We start from the raw sequence: 14,841 nt of genomic DNA on the forward strand, positions 1-14,841 counted from the left end.
CTGCGACTACGCCGGAACAAAAGACGTTCCGGTTCCCTGCGCTTCTCGCACTGATCGGGGTGCATGACAGGCCATCCATGGCCAGGCATGCACGCTCGGCTCCTGCCTCGCCCGACGCGAAGCGTCGGCATTTAACCGATCAGTGCTGTGATGCTCGGCGTTGTCGAAGGGAACCCGGCAAAGCAAAGCCACTTGTACATCTCATCAGCTAGCGAGCGAATGAGCCGTGATGCAGTGATTAATGTGACCAAAAGTGCCGCCAACACTTTTACTCTTCTAAAGAATCGCTCAGGCCATTGAGGAGACTCTCTCCTCATTAACAGCAAGAGTCGCTTTGCTTTTGATGTCGGGCCCCTTCGGCAGCGCCGAGCATCGCAGGCTTGGCCGGTAATAGCCGCGCGAATAGCGCGGGCGAAGGCAGGATGCCGAAGCGTGCGTGTCTGGACAGGGATGTCCTGTCACGCACCCCGGTCAAGACGAGAAGCGCAGGGTACCCGCACAGCTTCATCGTGCGGGCGTAGACGCAGGGTGTGTTTTCTTTGGTTACTTTCTTTGCACAAGCAAAGAAAGTAACTCGCACGGCGTGCGAAACACGCCACTTCAAAGAGCAACAGGCACTAGCTCAAAAGACAAAGGCCCGCGAAAGGCAAGATGCTCCCGCCCTACGAAAACTCAGAGCTTAGCGCGTGCCCGCGCAATCGCCGCGCGAACCTGTTCTGGTGCAGTGCCACCATAAGTCTTACGCGCAGCCACACTCGCATCCAACGTGATGTGATCAAACACATCCTTCTGGATCAGTGCCGAAAACGTTTGCAATTCTTCCAGCGAAAGCTCGCAGATATCGCAACCCTTCTTCGCCGCAAAACCCACCGTCGCGCCGACAACATGATGCGCATCGCGGAACGGCAAGCCTTTACCGACGAGATAATCCGCAAGATCCGTTGCCGTCGAAAAACCTTTCGCCGCAGCCGCACGACAAGCTTCGCGATTGACGCGAATGTGCGGAGCCATTTCGCCGTAAACCTCTAGGCAAATGCTCAGCGTGTCGCAGGCGTCGAACAGCGGTTCTTTGTCTTCCTGATTGTCGCGGTTGTAGGCCAGTGGTTGGCCTTTCATCAGCACGAGCAATGCATTGAGATCGCCAATGACGCGGCCGGTTTTACCGCGCACGAGTTCGGGCACGTCTGGATTTTTCTTCTGCGGCATGATGCTGCTGCCGGTGCAGAAACGATCCGGCAGATTCACAAAACCGAACATCGGCGTCGACCACAGAATCAGCTCTTCGCTCCAACGCGACAGATGCACCATGATCAAGCTGGCAGCCGCACAGAACTCAATCGCGAAGTCGCGATCACTCACTGCATCAAGAGAATTTTCGGTGACGCCATCAAAGCCAAGCAGCTCTGCGGCGTAGTGACGATCGAGCGGGTACACGGTGCCCGCCAGCGCGGCGGAACCGAGCGGCAGCAGGTTGAGACGTTTGCGGCAATCAACCAGACGCGTGCGGTCACGCACGATCTGTTCGCGCCAGGCCAGCATGTGATGGCCGAACGTAACCGGCTGTGCGATCTGCAAATGCGTGAAACCGGGCATCACGGAATCCGCTTCGCGCTCGGCCAAATCCAACAGGCCCGCAGCGAGGCGATCAATCAGCATGACGACGTTGTCGATGACATCGCGCACATATAAACGGATGTCGGTGGCGACCTGATCGTTGCGGCTGCGACCGGTATGCAGACGCTTGCCGGCGTCACCGATACGCTCGGTCAGACGTGATTCAATATTCATGTGCACGTCTTCGAGTTCGGTCTTCCACTCGAACTTACCGCTTTCGATTTCCGCGCGGATTTCATCAAGACCGGCGACGATCTTGTCGGCATCGGCCTGCGCTAGCACGCCAACCTTGGCGAGCATGCGCGCGTGCGCCTGACTGCCTGCGATGTCCTGACGGTACAGGCGCTTATCAAAGCTCACGGACTCGGAGAGTCGCGCGACGAGTTCAGTGTTGGATTCACTGAAACGGCCGCTCCACATGGCGTTTTTATCGGGGCCGGACTGGGTCATGGCGATGGATCACAGGTTTGCGTAACGATAGAAGGGCGCAATTATAGGGGCGGTGAGCGCAAGTCGCCGTCAACAGGCAAGATTTCGGGTATTTTTAGCGCAACCGCTGCAGTCTTTGGCGGCATGTAGTTTGTTATTAAATATTAGTTAATAATCAACCGTCTTACATTTAAGAACAAACACAGAAGACTAAAACCGGATCAACGCTTGGAAAACATCAAACCACAGGCCATCGCGCAGACGCAGCTGATCCCCGACTTTTGTCGCGGGCGCACGATCTTTATGTTGGCGCTGGCGATGGAGTTGGTGGCGTTTGTGCTGACGCTGGCTGGCAATGCGCGCGGCGAAGCGGCGATCTTTCATCTCGCGCTGCTCTCCTTGTATCTGCAATGGATTGCGTTGTGCAGTGCTGCGGCGCTGTGTTGGGCGCGACGCTGGCTCAAGATTGCGCGACCCGGCATCGTGTTCTTTGTGTGTTGGGGCATGTTGACGCTGATTGCGCTTTTCATCAGTCAGATTGCGTACACCCTTTGTGAAACGGTGCCGATCTATCCCGGCTTTCCGGATGAGCCACGCGGCGCATTCATCATTCGCAGCACGGTGATTTCCGCAATTGTTTCCTTGTTATTGCTGCGCTATTTCTGGCTGCGCCATGAGTGGCGCGCGCAGGTGACGCTCGAAGGCGAATCGCGCTACCAGGCGCTCAACGCGCGCATTCAGCCGCACTTCTTATTCAACTCGCTTAACAGTATCGCGGCGATGATTTCGATCAAGCCTGCCGAGGCGGAGTTGATGGTTGAGGATTTGTCCGACCTCTTCCGCGCCAGCATGGAAAAGCGCGATCGCATCGTGCCGTTGGGCGATGAAGTGGCGCTGGTGCATGCGTATTTGCGCATCGAAAAAGTGCGCATGTCTGATCGCCTCAACGTAGAGTGGGACGTGCCGGAAGAGCTGCTCGGCTGGCGCGTGCCGATGCTGGTGATTCAGCCGCTGGTGGAAAACGCTGTGCATCACGGCATTTCCAAATTGCGCGAGCCGGGGATCATCCGCATCCGTATCCGCGAGATCAGCAATCGTCTAATTATTGAGGTGGAAAACCCATTGCCACCGCAGGATGTTGAGAAGAAGCACGGCAACCGCATTGCCGTTGATAATATTGCTCAACGTCTGCAACTCATTTACGGTGATAGGGCGTTGCTCGAGTTAGGGCTCGACCGTGATATTCAGGGCGCGATTTTTCGCGCTCGCATGACGCTGCCTTTGGCGGCGCAATTAAAAGAAGCGTAAAGCGAGGGATAGCAATGAGAGTAGTGATCGTTGATGACGAACCACTGGCGCGTGAGCGACTGCGCCGTCTGTTGGCGGAATTCCCGGGCTACGAAATTGTTGGCGAAGCTGCCGATGGCGAAACCGCGCTCGACGTCATCGATGACGAAGAACCCGATTTGGTGTTGATGGATATCCGCATGGGCGGCATGGATGGTCTGCAGGTTGGCCGCCAACTCGCTGAGTTGGAAATGCCGCCAGCAGTGATTTTCACCACCGCCTACTCCGAACACGCATTGTCCGCGTATGACGCTGCTGCGCAGGGCTATCTGCTCAAGCCGATTCGTTTGGAAAAACTCAAAGACGCCTTGCTGCGTGTACGCAAACCCACGCGCGCACATAAATCGACGGCTGCATCGACGTCGGCAGAAGGCAAACCGAAACGCTCCGTCATCACCGCGACCACGCGTGATGGCTTGATCCGCGTGCCTGCTGAAGACATCGTTTATTTTCTCGCCGATCAGAAATACACCACCGTCTGCCATCTGCACGGCGAAGTACTGATTGAAGAATCGCTGAAGACGCTGGAAGAAGATTTTGCGCCTTGGTTCTTGCGCATTCACCGCAAGGCGCTGGTCGCCACGCGCTTTATCTCCAGCATGGAGCGCGACCGTCAGGGCGAACAACACCACTGGCTGAAGATGAAGCATTCCAACGAAGCCCTGCCGGTTTCGCGTCGTCGATTGGCTGAAGTGAGGCGCTTCCTCACCGAAAATAATTAAAAGAGCGATCGTAGGGTGCGCCGTGCGCACGGCGCACCCTACAAAATATGAGACGATAAGCATCCGGTGAGCCGGTGCTCACGCTCGTATCTCATATCTCCCAATGCTTCTCAGAATCGCCACCCGCGAATCCCCGCTTGCCCTGTGGCAGGCCCATCACGTCAAAGCACTGCTCGAAAGCGCGCATCCCGGACTGGAAGTCAGCCTGTTGGCGATGACGACCAGCGGCGACCAGATGCTCAGCGCGCCGCTCTCTACTGTGGGCGGCAAAGGCCTGTTCGTTAAAGAACTGGAAACGGCGATGCTCGAAGGGCGCGCCGATATTGCCGTGCACTCGATGAAAGACGTGCCCGCGCAGCAGCCGCCCGGCCTCGAATTGGCCGTGTTTCTGGAAGGCGAAGATCCGCGCGATGCTTTTGTCTCCAACACGTATCCAAATCTCGATGCATTGCCGCAAGGCGCTTGCGTCGGCACCTCCAGTTTGCGTCGTCAGGCGCAGCTACGTGCGCTACGACCTGATCTGCTGATCAGAGATTTGCGCGGCAATGTCGGTACGCGTCTGCGCAAACTCGACGAGAAACATTACGACGCGATTTTGCTCGCGCATGCGGGCCTTGCGCGCTTGGGTCTTGGCGAGCGCATTACGCAAAGCCTTGATGCAGAGCGATTCATCCCCGCGATTGGCCAGGGCATCATTGGCATCGAATGCCGCACAGGCGACGCCGCCACGCACAAGTTGCTCGCGCCGCTGCATCACGATCTTTCTGCAACGCGTTTGCGTTGCGAGCGTGCACTGAACAGTCGTCTTGGCGGCGCGTGTCAGGTGCCGGTTGCCGGTCATGCCCGCGTTGAAAACGGTCAGTTGCGTTTGCAGGCTTTGGTCGGCGCGCCTGATGGTTCGCGCATCGTGCGTGATCAAATCGAAGGGCCAGCGGATCAAGCTGAAACCTTGGGTATTACTTTGGCTGAACGCTTGTTGACGATGGGTGCTGCAGACATTCTGCGTAGCATCGGCGTCGCAGTCTGATTCGCGAATAACATGACCATGCCCGACAGCTCGGATTCTCTGCGCAAGCTGCGGGTGCTGGTGACGCGGCCTGCGCATCAGGCCGATAACTTGTGCCGACTGATTGAAGCGCGTGGCGGCAAAGCCGTGCGTTTGCCGCTGCTGTCGATTGTGCCGGTGCCACAAGCGGGTGCGGCGCGGCGCACTTTGGAAGGCGCGCGCGATTGGGATTGGTGGATTTTCACCAGCGTTAACGCCGTGCAACACGCGCGCAATTTGAGCGTGGAACCATGGGCGACGAATCTGGCGGCTGTTGGCGCGGCGACTGCGGCGGCGCTGCAGAATGCAGGGCAATCGGCCACGACTCCTTTAGGTTCGTATTCCAGCGAGGGCTTGTTGGAGCTACCGCAATTTCAGCAAGTGAACGGTCAGCGCATTTTGATTGTCACAGGCGAAGACGGCTTGGCGGTGCTGGGCCCGGCCCTGCGTGAACGTGGCGCAAAGGTTGAGTTAGCTGAGGTTTATCGGCGCGTGGCATTGCCGTATGACGGCGAGCGCATTGGTGAAACCTTGCGAGCGATTGATGCCATCGTCATCACCAGCGGTCAGGCCTTGGATCATCTCCTGCGGCTAACGCCGGAGCCCATGCGTAAGGCTTTGTTACAAAAGCAACTAGTTGTGCCGGGGCCGCGTATGGTAGAAAAAGCGTCCGAATTGGGCTTTCGCGCCCTGATCGCGCCAGAAAAGATGTCCGATGCCAGCATTGTTCAATCGCTGGAACAGGCGCAGACCACTTAAGTAAGTAATAGAAATTAAATGACAGACGATCAAGACACCTCCGCCACTGCCACCCCTCACCGCCGTTACTGGCTGTGGCTGGTTTCGCTGGCCGTGCTGGCCCTCGTGGCCTGGCAGATTGGTGTGCTGGTTCACATGATTCGCGACAACAACCAGCAGCTCGGTGGTTTGGTTCGTGGCCTCAATGAAGTGGAAGTGCAAAACGCCAAGCTTGAAGGGCGTCAGTCCGACATCATCGATGCCTCACGCAACAACAGTCTGGAAGTTGCGGCGCTGAACAAACGCTTGGACGAGCAGAGCCAAATCGTTTCACGCCTGAATGATCAATACGAAGGCGGCCGCACGCGTACGCAGATGGCGGTGGTTGAGCATCTGTTGCTGACGGCCAATGACCGTCTGCTGTTGGAACATGATTTGGATGGCGCCGCCACAGCTTTGGAGTTGGCGGACCAACGTCTCGGCGCACTCGGCGAGCCACGTTTGTTTGCAGTGCGTCGCGCGATTAGCGAAGAGCGTGCTGCGTTACGTGCAGTGCCGCATGTGGATCGCGCTGCCGCTGCGCTCACTTTCTCCAGCTTGATCAGCCGCGTTGCTCGTTTACCGCTGCGGGCACGAGTGCCCGATCATTTTGAAGCGCGTGTAGAGCATGAAGATGTTGCGCCAGAATCCGGTTGGGCTGCTCGCATGTGGGCCAGCGTGAAAGAAGCGATGACCGGTGTATTTAATGTGCGCCGTAACAACGGCCCCGCGCCACGCTTGCTGCCTCCAGATCAGGAATCGCTGGTCTATCAGGTGCTGATGATCAAGCTTGAAGGCGCACGTCTGGCGCTGTTGCGTGGTGATGCCACCAGCTTCCGTGATCTTTGCGATTCCGCAGGTAGCTGGATCAAAGATTATTTCCGTCCAGATGATCCGGGCGTACTCGCCGCGCAAGCAGAGCTGGAACGTCTGCGACCCTTGCAGCTCAACGCGCCGATTCCTGACATCAGCCGCAGCTTAACTCTGCTGCGTGCGCAGATGGAGCCGGGCGTCCGATGATTCGTTTTTTCCTGTTGGCCGTGTTGATGCTGGCAGCGGGCGCCGCGGCAGCGTTTTATCTGCGCGCTGAAACTGGCTATGTGCTGATCAGCTATCGCGATTGGATTATTGAGACCTCGCTGCTCGGTTTGATCCTGAGCGTTTGCGTGGGTTTTATGTCGGTGTATTACGGCCTGAAGCTAGTGATGACGGGTGTGCGTCTGCCGGCCAGAATGCGCCGCAATGTCAGCCGCCGCCGCGCCAATCGCGCTCGTGATTCATTTGAAAGTGGCTTACTGAAACTGCTGGAAGGCAACTGGAAGCTGGCTGAGATTGAGCTGGTCCGTCGCGCTGCTGATCATCACGCGCGTCACCTGAATTATCTCGGCGCCGCACGCGCCGCACAGCGCATGGGCGCTGGCGATCGTCGCGATCATTACCTCAAGCTCGCCGCGCAAAGCGCGCCAGAGCTGGAGTTCGCCACCATGCTGACGCGGGCTGAGCTGCAGCGTGAGCGTGGCGAGAATCTGCAAGTGCGTGACACCGCACTTCAATTGCGTGAGCAGGACGCAAAACATCCTTATGCGATTGAGCTGTTGGCCGAGTCTTATTCCGAGTTGGGTGATTGGGTCGCGCTGCGTGAATTGCTGGCCGACACCGCCAAGCTCAAAGCATTGGCGCCCGCACGTTATAACGAGCTGATGCTGCAAGCTCTGCGCGAGCTGATGGCGCAGGCGCTGGCCGCTGCTAAGCTCGATCAACTCAAAGCGATTTGGGACGCTGCCGCTGAAGAGTTCCGCGTCGACCCGGATCTGCGTCGCATCTATGCCCGTGGCTTGGCTCGTCTCAATGCCGACGCCGAGGCACTGGCCCTGATTACCACGACGCTCCGCAAAGTTTGGGATGGCGAGCTGGTCACCTTATTTGGCGATTTGCACGCCACCGACACCCTGAGCCAGCTGGCCACGATCGAAAGCTGGTTGGGCCAGTACGGTGAAAAGCCGGAGCTTTTGACCACCGCCGGGCGGGTCTGCCTGCGTAACAAGCTCTGGGGTAAGGCCCGCAGCTATCTGGAGGCCGTGCTGCGGGTGTCGCCGACCCCGGTCGCTTATTTAGAACTCGCCAAACTCAGCGCAGAGACGCAGAATAGCGAACAGGCTGTGCAGCTGTATCGCCAAGGCTTGGAGCTGGCATCCAGCCAAACACATTGAACGCTTTGTCCTCAGGGCTGTCACTGACAAGCCTGTGGGGTGCCTGTAGTGCTATCTTGCGCGCCGGGTAATCAGTTGACGCAGTATCGATTTACAAATTTTTACCTTAAAGATCATCGGATTTACCGATAGAATTTACTTTTAACACCCGCATGAAGCGGGTTATTTGGAACGGAGACTCAGATGCTGCGAAATATGCAATTGGTCCGGAGCGTTGGTATCAGCGCAGCTCTGGCACTAACCGTTTTTATGGCGGGTTGTGGTGGTGGGGACGGAGCATCGAACGAAGCTGCTAAAGCGATTTATCAGTTCGGTCAGGCCGATTTCAAAGACATCACCCCGAATCGCGGTGTTGCTCCAAGCAATAACACGCTCAGCGGCGCCGCTAGCGTCGCGACGGACGGCGTGAAGTTCTACATCGCTGACACCAACAACAATCGCGTGCTGGGCTTTAACAGCATTCCGACGTCATTGTCGGCGACCGCCGATTTCGTGATTGGTCAGCCTAACGGCAATTTCGCCAAGAACGATCCATGCATCGCAATTGCTGCTAGCGATTGCCCGATCAGCACGACCCTGTCGAGCTTGAACCAACCTAGCAAAGTCAGCATTGATGCAGGCCGTCTGCTCGTGGTTGATTCTGGTAACGACCGCGTTCTGGTTTGGAACACGCTGCCGGCAACTAATGCTGCTCCAAGCTTCACCATCGGTAATGGCGCTGGCAAGCCAGCAGCAGCAGACACCTTGTTTGGTCCGCTCGGCGCGACCTTTGCAGGCACCAAGCTGGTGGTTGCAGACACGGGTAATAACCGCGTGCTGATCTACAACACCATCAGCGCTCTCGCATCAGCAAACGTCGTCCTCGGCCAGCGTAACTTCACCACCGGCCAGCTGACCCCGAACTGCCCGAAAGACACGGTTGCGATCCCAGATTGCACCCTCGATTTCGCGATCACTGCAGACTCGATCAGCGGTCCGTCCGACGTGTGGTCTAACGGCTCCAAGCTCGTTGTGAGCGATCAGGCTAACAACCGCGTGTTGTACTTCACGCAGGTTCCAGCTGCCAATCAGACTGCCGCTGCTCGCGTAATCGGTCAGTCCAACATGAAGAACCAGGGTGGTTTTGGTTCCGGCCCTTCGGCACTCAAGCAGCCACGTGGCGTTTGGTTGGACAAGAACACCAGCTACATCTACGTAGCTGACGCTGGCAACAACCGCGTTCTGGCTTTCAACACGCCAACCGCTGATGGTTCTAGCGCTATTGCTGTTTATGGTCAGGGTGATTACAACCACGTGACCGCCAACGATGACGATCAGAACAACTCGCCTGACCTGCTGAACAACGGCAACGGTAAGCAAGAAGCTTCTGAGCGTACGCTGAGCAACCCGCTGGGCATGGCAACCTTTGCCACGGCCGGTTCGAACCGCATCTACATTGTCGATTCGAACAACGCACGCTTGATGGTTTACGACACCAACTAAGTTAGTTGGCTAGTTAAAAAAAACCCCGCCAATCGGCGGGGTTTTTTTATTTGCAGCCTTAGTTTTTTGGATGATCCTTGTCGTCGTGACGACGGAAGCTGGTTTTCTGTTCAGCCCACTTGGTGCGCTGGGCGTCGGTGAGTACGGCGTAGACTTGGCCTTTGAGGTTGGCCATGTCTTTGACGCGATCACGGGCGACTTTTGCGGACTGGTCTTGCAGGGCGGCGACTTGTTTGGCGTAGTCGGCGCTGCCGGGATTCAGGCTGGCGAAGCTCTTGTGCAGCGCTTTTTGTTCATCGTGCAGAGGCTCGGAAGCCTTGCGGTGGTCCAGCATGATTTTGTGAACTTGATCGCGCTGAGCTTCGCTAAGGTCCAGCTGTCTGAGTCCAGCAACGGGGCCACCGTGGCCGCGGCGGCCATGATCGCCACGCGAGCCGGGGTCATGGGCCAGGACGGCGGTCGATGCAATCAGGCCAGCGGCAAGGGCGGTAACGAGGGTTATTTTTTTAAGCATTGAAATCTCCTGTGGGGGTGGGAGATTTATAGGCTGAGGGCGTGTAAAGGATCGTCGCGACGCCGTAAATATGAGTAAAGAAAAAATTAAAGCAACCTCTTTGCTTCAGCATGGTCGAAATGCTGGACACCTTGAGTGGAACAGGACATGCGGACGATTTTGATTGTTGATGACGACCTCGAGCTCTGCGCGCTGTTGGCGGACTATCTGCGGCGTGAAGACTTTGAAGTGCAACTGGCGCATGACGCCGAGACCGCGTTAGCGCGCTTTGCCCGCGATCAACATCCGCCTGATCTTTTGATCCTCGATGTGATGATGCCCGGCAAAGACGGCCTCACCGCGCTGCGCGAACTGCGTCAGCGCCATCAACTCCCCGTGATCATTTTGTCTGCGCGTGGTGATCCTGCGGATCGCGTTGTCGGCCTTGAGCTGGGCGCTGACGATTACCTGTCCAAGCCGTTTTTACCACGAGAATTGCTGGCGCGCGTGCGTGCTTTGCTGCGCCGTGGCAGTGCCGGTTCGGATGAGCCGTTGAGCGTTGGACTATTACGTTTGCAGCCCACCGAGCGCCGCGCTTGGGTTGGCGAGACAGAGTTAAAACTCACTGGCGCAGAATATTCGTTGCTGTTGGCACTGGCGCGACAGGCGGGCAATGTCGTCAATAAAGCTTCGTTGACGGAGGAAGGTTTGGGCCGACCGATTGAACGTTTTGACCGCAGCGTCGATGTCCACGTTAGTCGCCTGCGCCGCAAACTCAGCACGGCCTCGGCACTAGCGCCGGGCATTGAGAGCGTGCGAGGCTCTGGTTATCTGTTAACCCGGCCCAGCGCATAAGTTTTGAACCGTCTCCACGCGCGATTATTTTTTTGGTTTTGTGTCGCCAATCTGGTGACGCTGATGATCAGTGCGCTCGTCATGGGCCGCATCGCGCGCGAGAACTACACCACGCTGACGCCAGACTGGCATGACCTCGCCAGTGATACCGCAGCAATTTATGACGCCGCTGGTATCGACGCCGTAGCGTCATGGGCGCGGCCGTTGCAGCGGCGTGGCATTCAAATCGCTTTGTTGGAGAACGGCCGCAATTTGTTGATGTCGCCGTTGCCGCCGCCGATGGAAGACAGCCTTCCACGACTGATGCGCGACTCCGAAATCATTTTGCACCCCAAGTCAGATGTCACCTTGGTCGGCCTGGACGTTGTCAGCGGTGATCGGACGCTGAGATTTTTAGCGATGCGCGCGCCTCCGCGTGGTGCGGGCCCGCGCTTCTTCTCGCCGCGCGGCCAGTTACCAATGTTGATCGAAATTCTGGTTTCACTCTTTGTGATTGGCGTGGTGTCGTGGCTGATCGCACGCAGCATGGGTAAGCCAGTGGAGCAACTGCAGCGCGCGGTACGACGTGTTGCCGCAGGCGATTTGAGCGCACGCATCGGCGCGCCGCTGGCGCAATCAAAAGATGAGCTGGGTCAGTTGGCGCGCGATTTCGATCACATGGCGAATCGCATTGAATCGCTGGTTGAGCGTAATCGCTGGTTGTTGCGCGACATATCGCATGAATTGCGTTCGCCACTGGCGCGTCTGCAATTAGCGTTGGAACTGGGCCGCGGTGAAGCGCAGTCCACAGTGCAGCCTTACTTTGAGCGCGCCAGCCGCGAGATTGTCCGGCTTGATGAATTGATCGCCGAAATGCTGGCCTTGTCGCGTGCCGAAGAAGGCGCGGCCGGTATGGCGCCAGAAGCGGTCGACCTCGCCGAAATGGCGCGTGATCGCCTCGCCGAAGCGCAGATCGAACTCGATAACCGCGGGTTGAAAGCCAGTCTGGATGCGCCAGAGACGGCCGTGCTGGAGGGTCACTCGGTTCTGTTGGGCCGCGCGCTCGATAACTTGATCTCCAACGCTATCAAGTTCAGCCCTGCGGGCAGCGAGATTCAATTGCGGGTCGCCGCACTGGCGCAGAGCATAGAAATCAGCGTGGAAGATCGCGGCCCCGGCGTGCCAGAGGCTGAACTGCCGCAGCTATTCAGCCCCTTCTATCGTGGCAGCAATGGTTTACGCGCGAATGGGCAGGGGCTGGGTTTGGCGATTGTCGAACGTATCGTGCAGGTTCATGGCGGCCGTTGTTTGGCGGCCAATCGCGAAGGTGGCGGGTTGAGCATGACCCTGATTCTGCCGGTAGCTGCAAAAGCCTAGGTCCTGCGTCAACGGTGCGCACGGCGCACCCTACTCAAGTAAAATTCGCGCCCTTATCAGGTTATTTAGATTCCCAAGATGAAATCCCATCTGCAAGAGCTGTTGCGTGCCGCCGTGTTACCGGTCATTGCCGGGACAGAGGTGCGTGTGCCCGACAGCATCCAGATCGACTCCGCCAAAGACAAAACGCATGGCGATTTTGCCAGCAACCTCGCACTGATTCTGGCCAAGCCACTCGGCAAGTCGCCGCGTGCAGTCGCTGAGTTGTTGGTCAAAAACCTGCCTGCTTCGCCGCGTGTTTCCAAAGTAGAAATCGCAGGCCCTGGCTTCATCAACTTTTTCCTCGTTGCAGATTCCTTCCAAGCGATTGTTGCGGACGTGCTGAAAGCGGGCGACAAGTTTGGTCGCGACGACAGCGGCAGCAAAGGCAAGATCATGGTGGAGTTTGTCTCTGCCAATCCGACCGGCCCGATGCATGTCGGTCATGGCCGCGGCGCTGCATACGGTGATGCGATTTCGAATTTGTTGGCCGCCACCGGCTGGAATGTGTGGCGCGAGTACTACATCAACGATGCCGGTCGTCAGGTCGATATTCTCGCGATCTCGACGTGGGTTCGTTATCTGGAACTGTGCGGCGAGACGCTGCCTTTCCCCAAGCGCGGTTATCCAGCGGATTACATCAATCGCGCCGCGCAGAAAATCAAAGATGCACATGGCGAAAAATTCCGTCACGCAGCATCAGTCGTGATGGCCGATCTGCCAGAAGAACCCGTCGCGCCTGAAGGCGCGAGCGACAAAGAAAAAGATGCAATCAAGCTGCGTCAGGAAAGTTACGCCGACGCATTGATCTTGCGCGCCAAGTCGCTGCTCGGTGATGGCTACACAGCCATCGTTCGCTCATCGCTGGATGATCAGCTCGCAGTGATTCGCAGCACGCTGCAATCCTTCAACGTACGTTTTGATCAGTGGTCTTCAGAAGCCGCGCTGGTCAACAGCGGCTTCGTGCAAAAGGCGCTCGCGCGTCTTGCTGAGAAAGGCCTGACCTACGAAAAAGATGGCGCGCAGTGGATGCGCACCGAAGAGTTCGGTGACGAAAAAGATCGCGTGTTGGTGAAGGCTGACGGTGCCGCAACTTATTTCTGCAACGACCTTGCGTACCACATCGACAAGCTGGATCGCGGCTACCCGCTGTTGATGGACGTGTGGGGTGCTGATCACCACGGTTACATTGCACGCGTGCGCGCAGCGATTGAAGCGCTCACAGACCGCAAAGATGCACTCAACGTGCAGCTCATCCAGTTCGTCACGCTCTCGTCCGGTCGTATGGGCAAGCGCAGTGGCAACTTCGTCACGCTGCAAGATTTGATTGATGAAGCCGGCACAGACGCCACGCGCTTCTTCTATCTGATGCGTTCACACGAACAGCATTTGGAATTTGATATTGATCTCGCGCGCTCGCAGAGCAATGACAATCCAGTGTTCTACGTGCAGTACGCACACGCGCGCGTGTGCAGTGTGTTTGCACAGCTCAAAGAAAAAGGTGGCAACTACGATGAGGCCGCAGGCCTTGCGGCGTTGCATCGTCTCGACAACGAACACGAGAAAGCATTGCTGGTGCAGTTGAATCGCTTCCCAGAAGTGATTCGCAAAGCGGCAGCCGAGTACGAACCACACACGCTTGCGTTCTATTTGCGTGATGGTTTGGCTGATGCTTTCCACAGCTACTACAACGCGCACAAATTCATCGTTGATGATGCAGAGCTGCAATCCGCACGCTTTGCGCTGATAAGTGCGGCGCGTCAGGTGCTGCATGTTGGTCTCACGCTACTCGGCGTATCTGCGCCGGAGAAAATGTAATGGCACGTGGTGATTACGCACAGCGTGGCAACGGCCGCAACCAGGCACGTTCATCCAAAGGTAAAGGCAAGGGCGGTAGCAGCATGCCCGGTTGGATCTGGATGGTGCTGGGCTTGTCGTTTGGCTTGGCCATCGCTGCGCTGGTTTACATCACGCGTCCGCCACAGCCGATGCCCGGCCAAGCCGCTGAGCAATCACAAGACAACGAAGACGAAGTAGCCGCAAAGGGCGGCGACAAAAATACGCCCGACGCAAAGTCATCTGCCAAGGCAGATGCACAAGGCAAGAAAGGCGCAATCAAATTGCCGCCTAAAGAAAAACCACGCTTCACCTTCTACGACATTCTTCCGGGTCAGGAAGTGGTGGTGCCGTCCAACGTCGCCGCGGCCGCAGGCAAAGCGCTGCCAGGAGATGACGGCCTTTATGTAATTCAAGTTGCTGCGTATCGCACGCAAGCGGATGCCGATGCCGAAAAAGCGAAGCTCGCTTTACTCGGCATGGAATCACGCATCGAGAAAGTCACCATCGACAACAAAGACACTTATTACCGTGTCCGTGTTGGCCCTGAAAAGAGTCTCGCTAAAGCGCATACGCTGATGGCACGTCTTGAACAGAACGGCGTGCAAGCCGTTTTGATGAAGCTCAAATAATCAT

The 14,841-nt window shown here is 57.2% G+C and carries 13 protein-coding genes; 11 read left to right on the plus strand and 2 right to left on the minus strand.

Annotated elements, in window-relative coordinates; genetic code table 11:
* Positions 1-672 precede the first annotated feature (672 nt).
* A complete protein-coding gene (gene argH / locus CJD38_RS09280) occupies positions 673-2,064 on the minus strand; it encodes an argininosuccinate lyase (RefSeq protein WP_107940053.1) in 1,392 nt (463 codons plus the stop codon).
* Between the two features lie 207 nt (positions 2,065-2,271).
* Between argH and CJD38_RS09285 the strand changes: the two genes are divergently transcribed.
* The 7 genes from CJD38_RS09285 (at position 2,272) to CJD38_RS09315 (ending at position 9,626) form a co-directional block, all read left to right on the plus strand.
* The gene (locus CJD38_RS09285) at positions 2,272-3,351 is read left to right on the plus strand and encodes a sensor histidine kinase (protein ID WP_240783580.1); all 1,080 of its coding nucleotides are present in this window, start codon (positions 2,272-2,274) and stop codon (positions 3,349-3,351) included.
* A gap of 14 nt (positions 3,352-3,365) precedes the next feature.
* The gene (locus CJD38_RS09290; protein WP_107940054.1) at positions 3,366-4,112 is read left to right on the plus strand and encodes a LytR/AlgR family response regulator transcription factor; all 747 of its coding nucleotides are present in this window, start codon (positions 3,366-3,368) and stop codon (positions 4,110-4,112) included.
* A gap of 103 nt (positions 4,113-4,215) precedes the next feature.
* A complete protein-coding gene (gene hemC / locus CJD38_RS09295) occupies positions 4,216-5,139 on the plus strand; it encodes a hydroxymethylbilane synthase (protein ID WP_107940055.1) in 924 nt (307 codons plus the stop codon).
* 12 nt (positions 5,140-5,151) lie between these two features.
* The gene (locus CJD38_RS09300; protein ID WP_107940056.1) at positions 5,152-5,916 is read left to right on the plus strand and encodes a uroporphyrinogen-III synthase; all 765 of its coding nucleotides are present in this window, start codon (positions 5,152-5,154) and stop codon (positions 5,914-5,916) included.
* A gap of 18 nt (positions 5,917-5,934) precedes the next feature.
* Positions 5,935-6,954 (plus strand): uroporphyrinogen-III C-methyltransferase, encoded by a 1,020-nt coding sequence (locus CJD38_RS09305; RefSeq protein ID WP_107940057.1) that lies wholly within the window; start codon positions 5,935-5,937, stop codon positions 6,952-6,954.
* Entirely contained in the window at positions 6,951-8,144 is a 1,194-nt protein-coding gene (locus CJD38_RS09310) for a heme biosynthesis HemY N-terminal domain-containing protein (protein ID WP_107940058.1), read from the plus strand. Before CJD38_RS09305 ends, CJD38_RS09310 begins: the two co-directional genes overlap by 4 nt.
* A 183-nt stretch (positions 8,145-8,327) precedes the next feature.
* Positions 8,328-9,626, plus strand: a complete 1,299-nt coding sequence (locus CJD38_RS09315) for an NHL repeat-containing protein (protein ID WP_146165965.1) — start codon at positions 8,328-8,330, stop codon at positions 9,624-9,626.
* 58 nt (positions 9,627-9,684) lie between these two features.
* Here CJD38_RS09315 and CJD38_RS09320 read toward each other — a convergent pair whose 3' ends face one another.
* Complete coding sequence (locus CJD38_RS09320; RefSeq protein ID WP_107940060.1) at positions 9,685-10,140, minus strand: Spy/CpxP family protein refolding chaperone; 456 nt, start codon at positions 10,138-10,140, stop codon at positions 9,685-9,687.
* A 147-nt stretch (positions 10,141-10,287) separates the two neighbouring features.
* Between CJD38_RS09320 and CJD38_RS09325 the strand changes: the two genes are divergently transcribed.
* The 4 genes from CJD38_RS09325 (at position 10,288) to CJD38_RS09340 (ending at position 14,837) form a co-directional block, all read left to right on the plus strand.
* Positions 10,288-10,974 carry a response regulator transcription factor gene (locus CJD38_RS09325; protein ID WP_107940061.1) on the plus strand — a complete coding sequence of 229 codons (687 nt, stop codon included), beginning with the start codon at positions 10,288-10,290 and terminating at the stop codon, positions 10,972-10,974.
* A 63-nt stretch (positions 10,975-11,037) separates the two neighbouring features.
* Complete coding sequence (locus tag CJD38_RS09330; protein WP_146165966.1) at positions 11,038-12,330, plus strand: HAMP domain-containing sensor histidine kinase; 1,293 nt, start codon at positions 11,038-11,040, stop codon at positions 12,328-12,330.
* A 78-nt stretch (positions 12,331-12,408) separates the two neighbouring features.
* On the plus strand, positions 12,409-14,187 hold the full coding sequence (gene argS, locus CJD38_RS09335) for an arginine--tRNA ligase (RefSeq protein WP_107940063.1): 1,779 nt from the start codon (positions 12,409-12,411) through the stop codon (positions 14,185-14,187).
* Positions 14,187-14,837 (plus strand): SPOR domain-containing protein, encoded by a 651-nt coding sequence (locus tag CJD38_RS09340; protein ID WP_107940064.1) that lies wholly within the window; start codon positions 14,187-14,189, stop codon positions 14,835-14,837. Before argS ends, CJD38_RS09340 begins: the two co-directional genes overlap by 1 nt.
* Positions 14,838-14,841 lie beyond the last annotated feature (4 nt).

This window comes from Stenotrophobium rhamnosiphilum (assembly GCF_003052265.1).
In the GTDB taxonomy this organism is placed as follows: Bacteria; Pseudomonadota; Gammaproteobacteria; order Nevskiales; family Nevskiaceae; genus Stenotrophobium; species Stenotrophobium rhamnosiphilum.

Excerpts from the sequence above, each read along its gene's own strand:
- argS (WP_107940063.1), top strand. The coding sequence starts at position 12,409 with ATGAAATCCCATCTGCAAGAGCTGTTGCGTGCCGCCGTGTTACCGGTC.
- CJD38_RS09330 (WP_146165966.1), top strand. The coding sequence starts at position 11,038 with ATGATCAGTGCGCTCGTCATGGGCCGCATCGCGCGCGAGAACTACACC.
- hemC (WP_107940055.1), top strand. The coding sequence starts at position 4,216 with ATGCTTCTCAGAATCGCCACCCGCGAATCCCCGCTTGCCCTGTGGCAG.
- CJD38_RS09340 (WP_107940064.1), top strand. The coding sequence starts at position 14,187 with ATGGCACGTGGTGATTACGCACAGCGTGGCAACGGCCGCAACCAGGCA.
- CJD38_RS09300 (WP_107940056.1), top strand. The coding sequence starts at position 5,152 with ATGACCATGCCCGACAGCTCGGATTCTCTGCGCAAGCTGCGGGTGCTG.
- CJD38_RS09315 (WP_146165965.1), top strand. The coding sequence starts at position 8,328 with ATGCTGCGAAATATGCAATTGGTCCGGAGCGTTGGTATCAGCGCAGCT.
- argH (WP_107940053.1), bottom strand. The coding sequence starts at position 2,064 with ATGACCCAGTCCGGCCCCGATAAAAACGCCATGTGGAGCGGCCGTTTC.
- CJD38_RS09305 (WP_107940057.1), top strand. The coding sequence starts at position 5,935 with ATGACAGACGATCAAGACACCTCCGCCACTGCCACCCCTCACCGCCGT.
- CJD38_RS09320 (WP_107940060.1), bottom strand. The coding sequence starts at position 10,140 with ATGCTTAAAAAAATAACCCTCGTTACCGCCCTTGCCGCTGGCCTGATT.
- CJD38_RS09325 (WP_107940061.1), top strand. The coding sequence starts at position 10,288 with ATGCGGACGATTTTGATTGTTGATGACGACCTCGAGCTCTGCGCGCTG.
- CJD38_RS09310 (WP_107940058.1), top strand. The coding sequence starts at position 6,951 with ATGATTCGTTTTTTCCTGTTGGCCGTGTTGATGCTGGCAGCGGGCGCC.
- CJD38_RS09290 (WP_107940054.1), top strand. The coding sequence starts at position 3,366 with ATGAGAGTAGTGATCGTTGATGACGAACCACTGGCGCGTGAGCGACTG.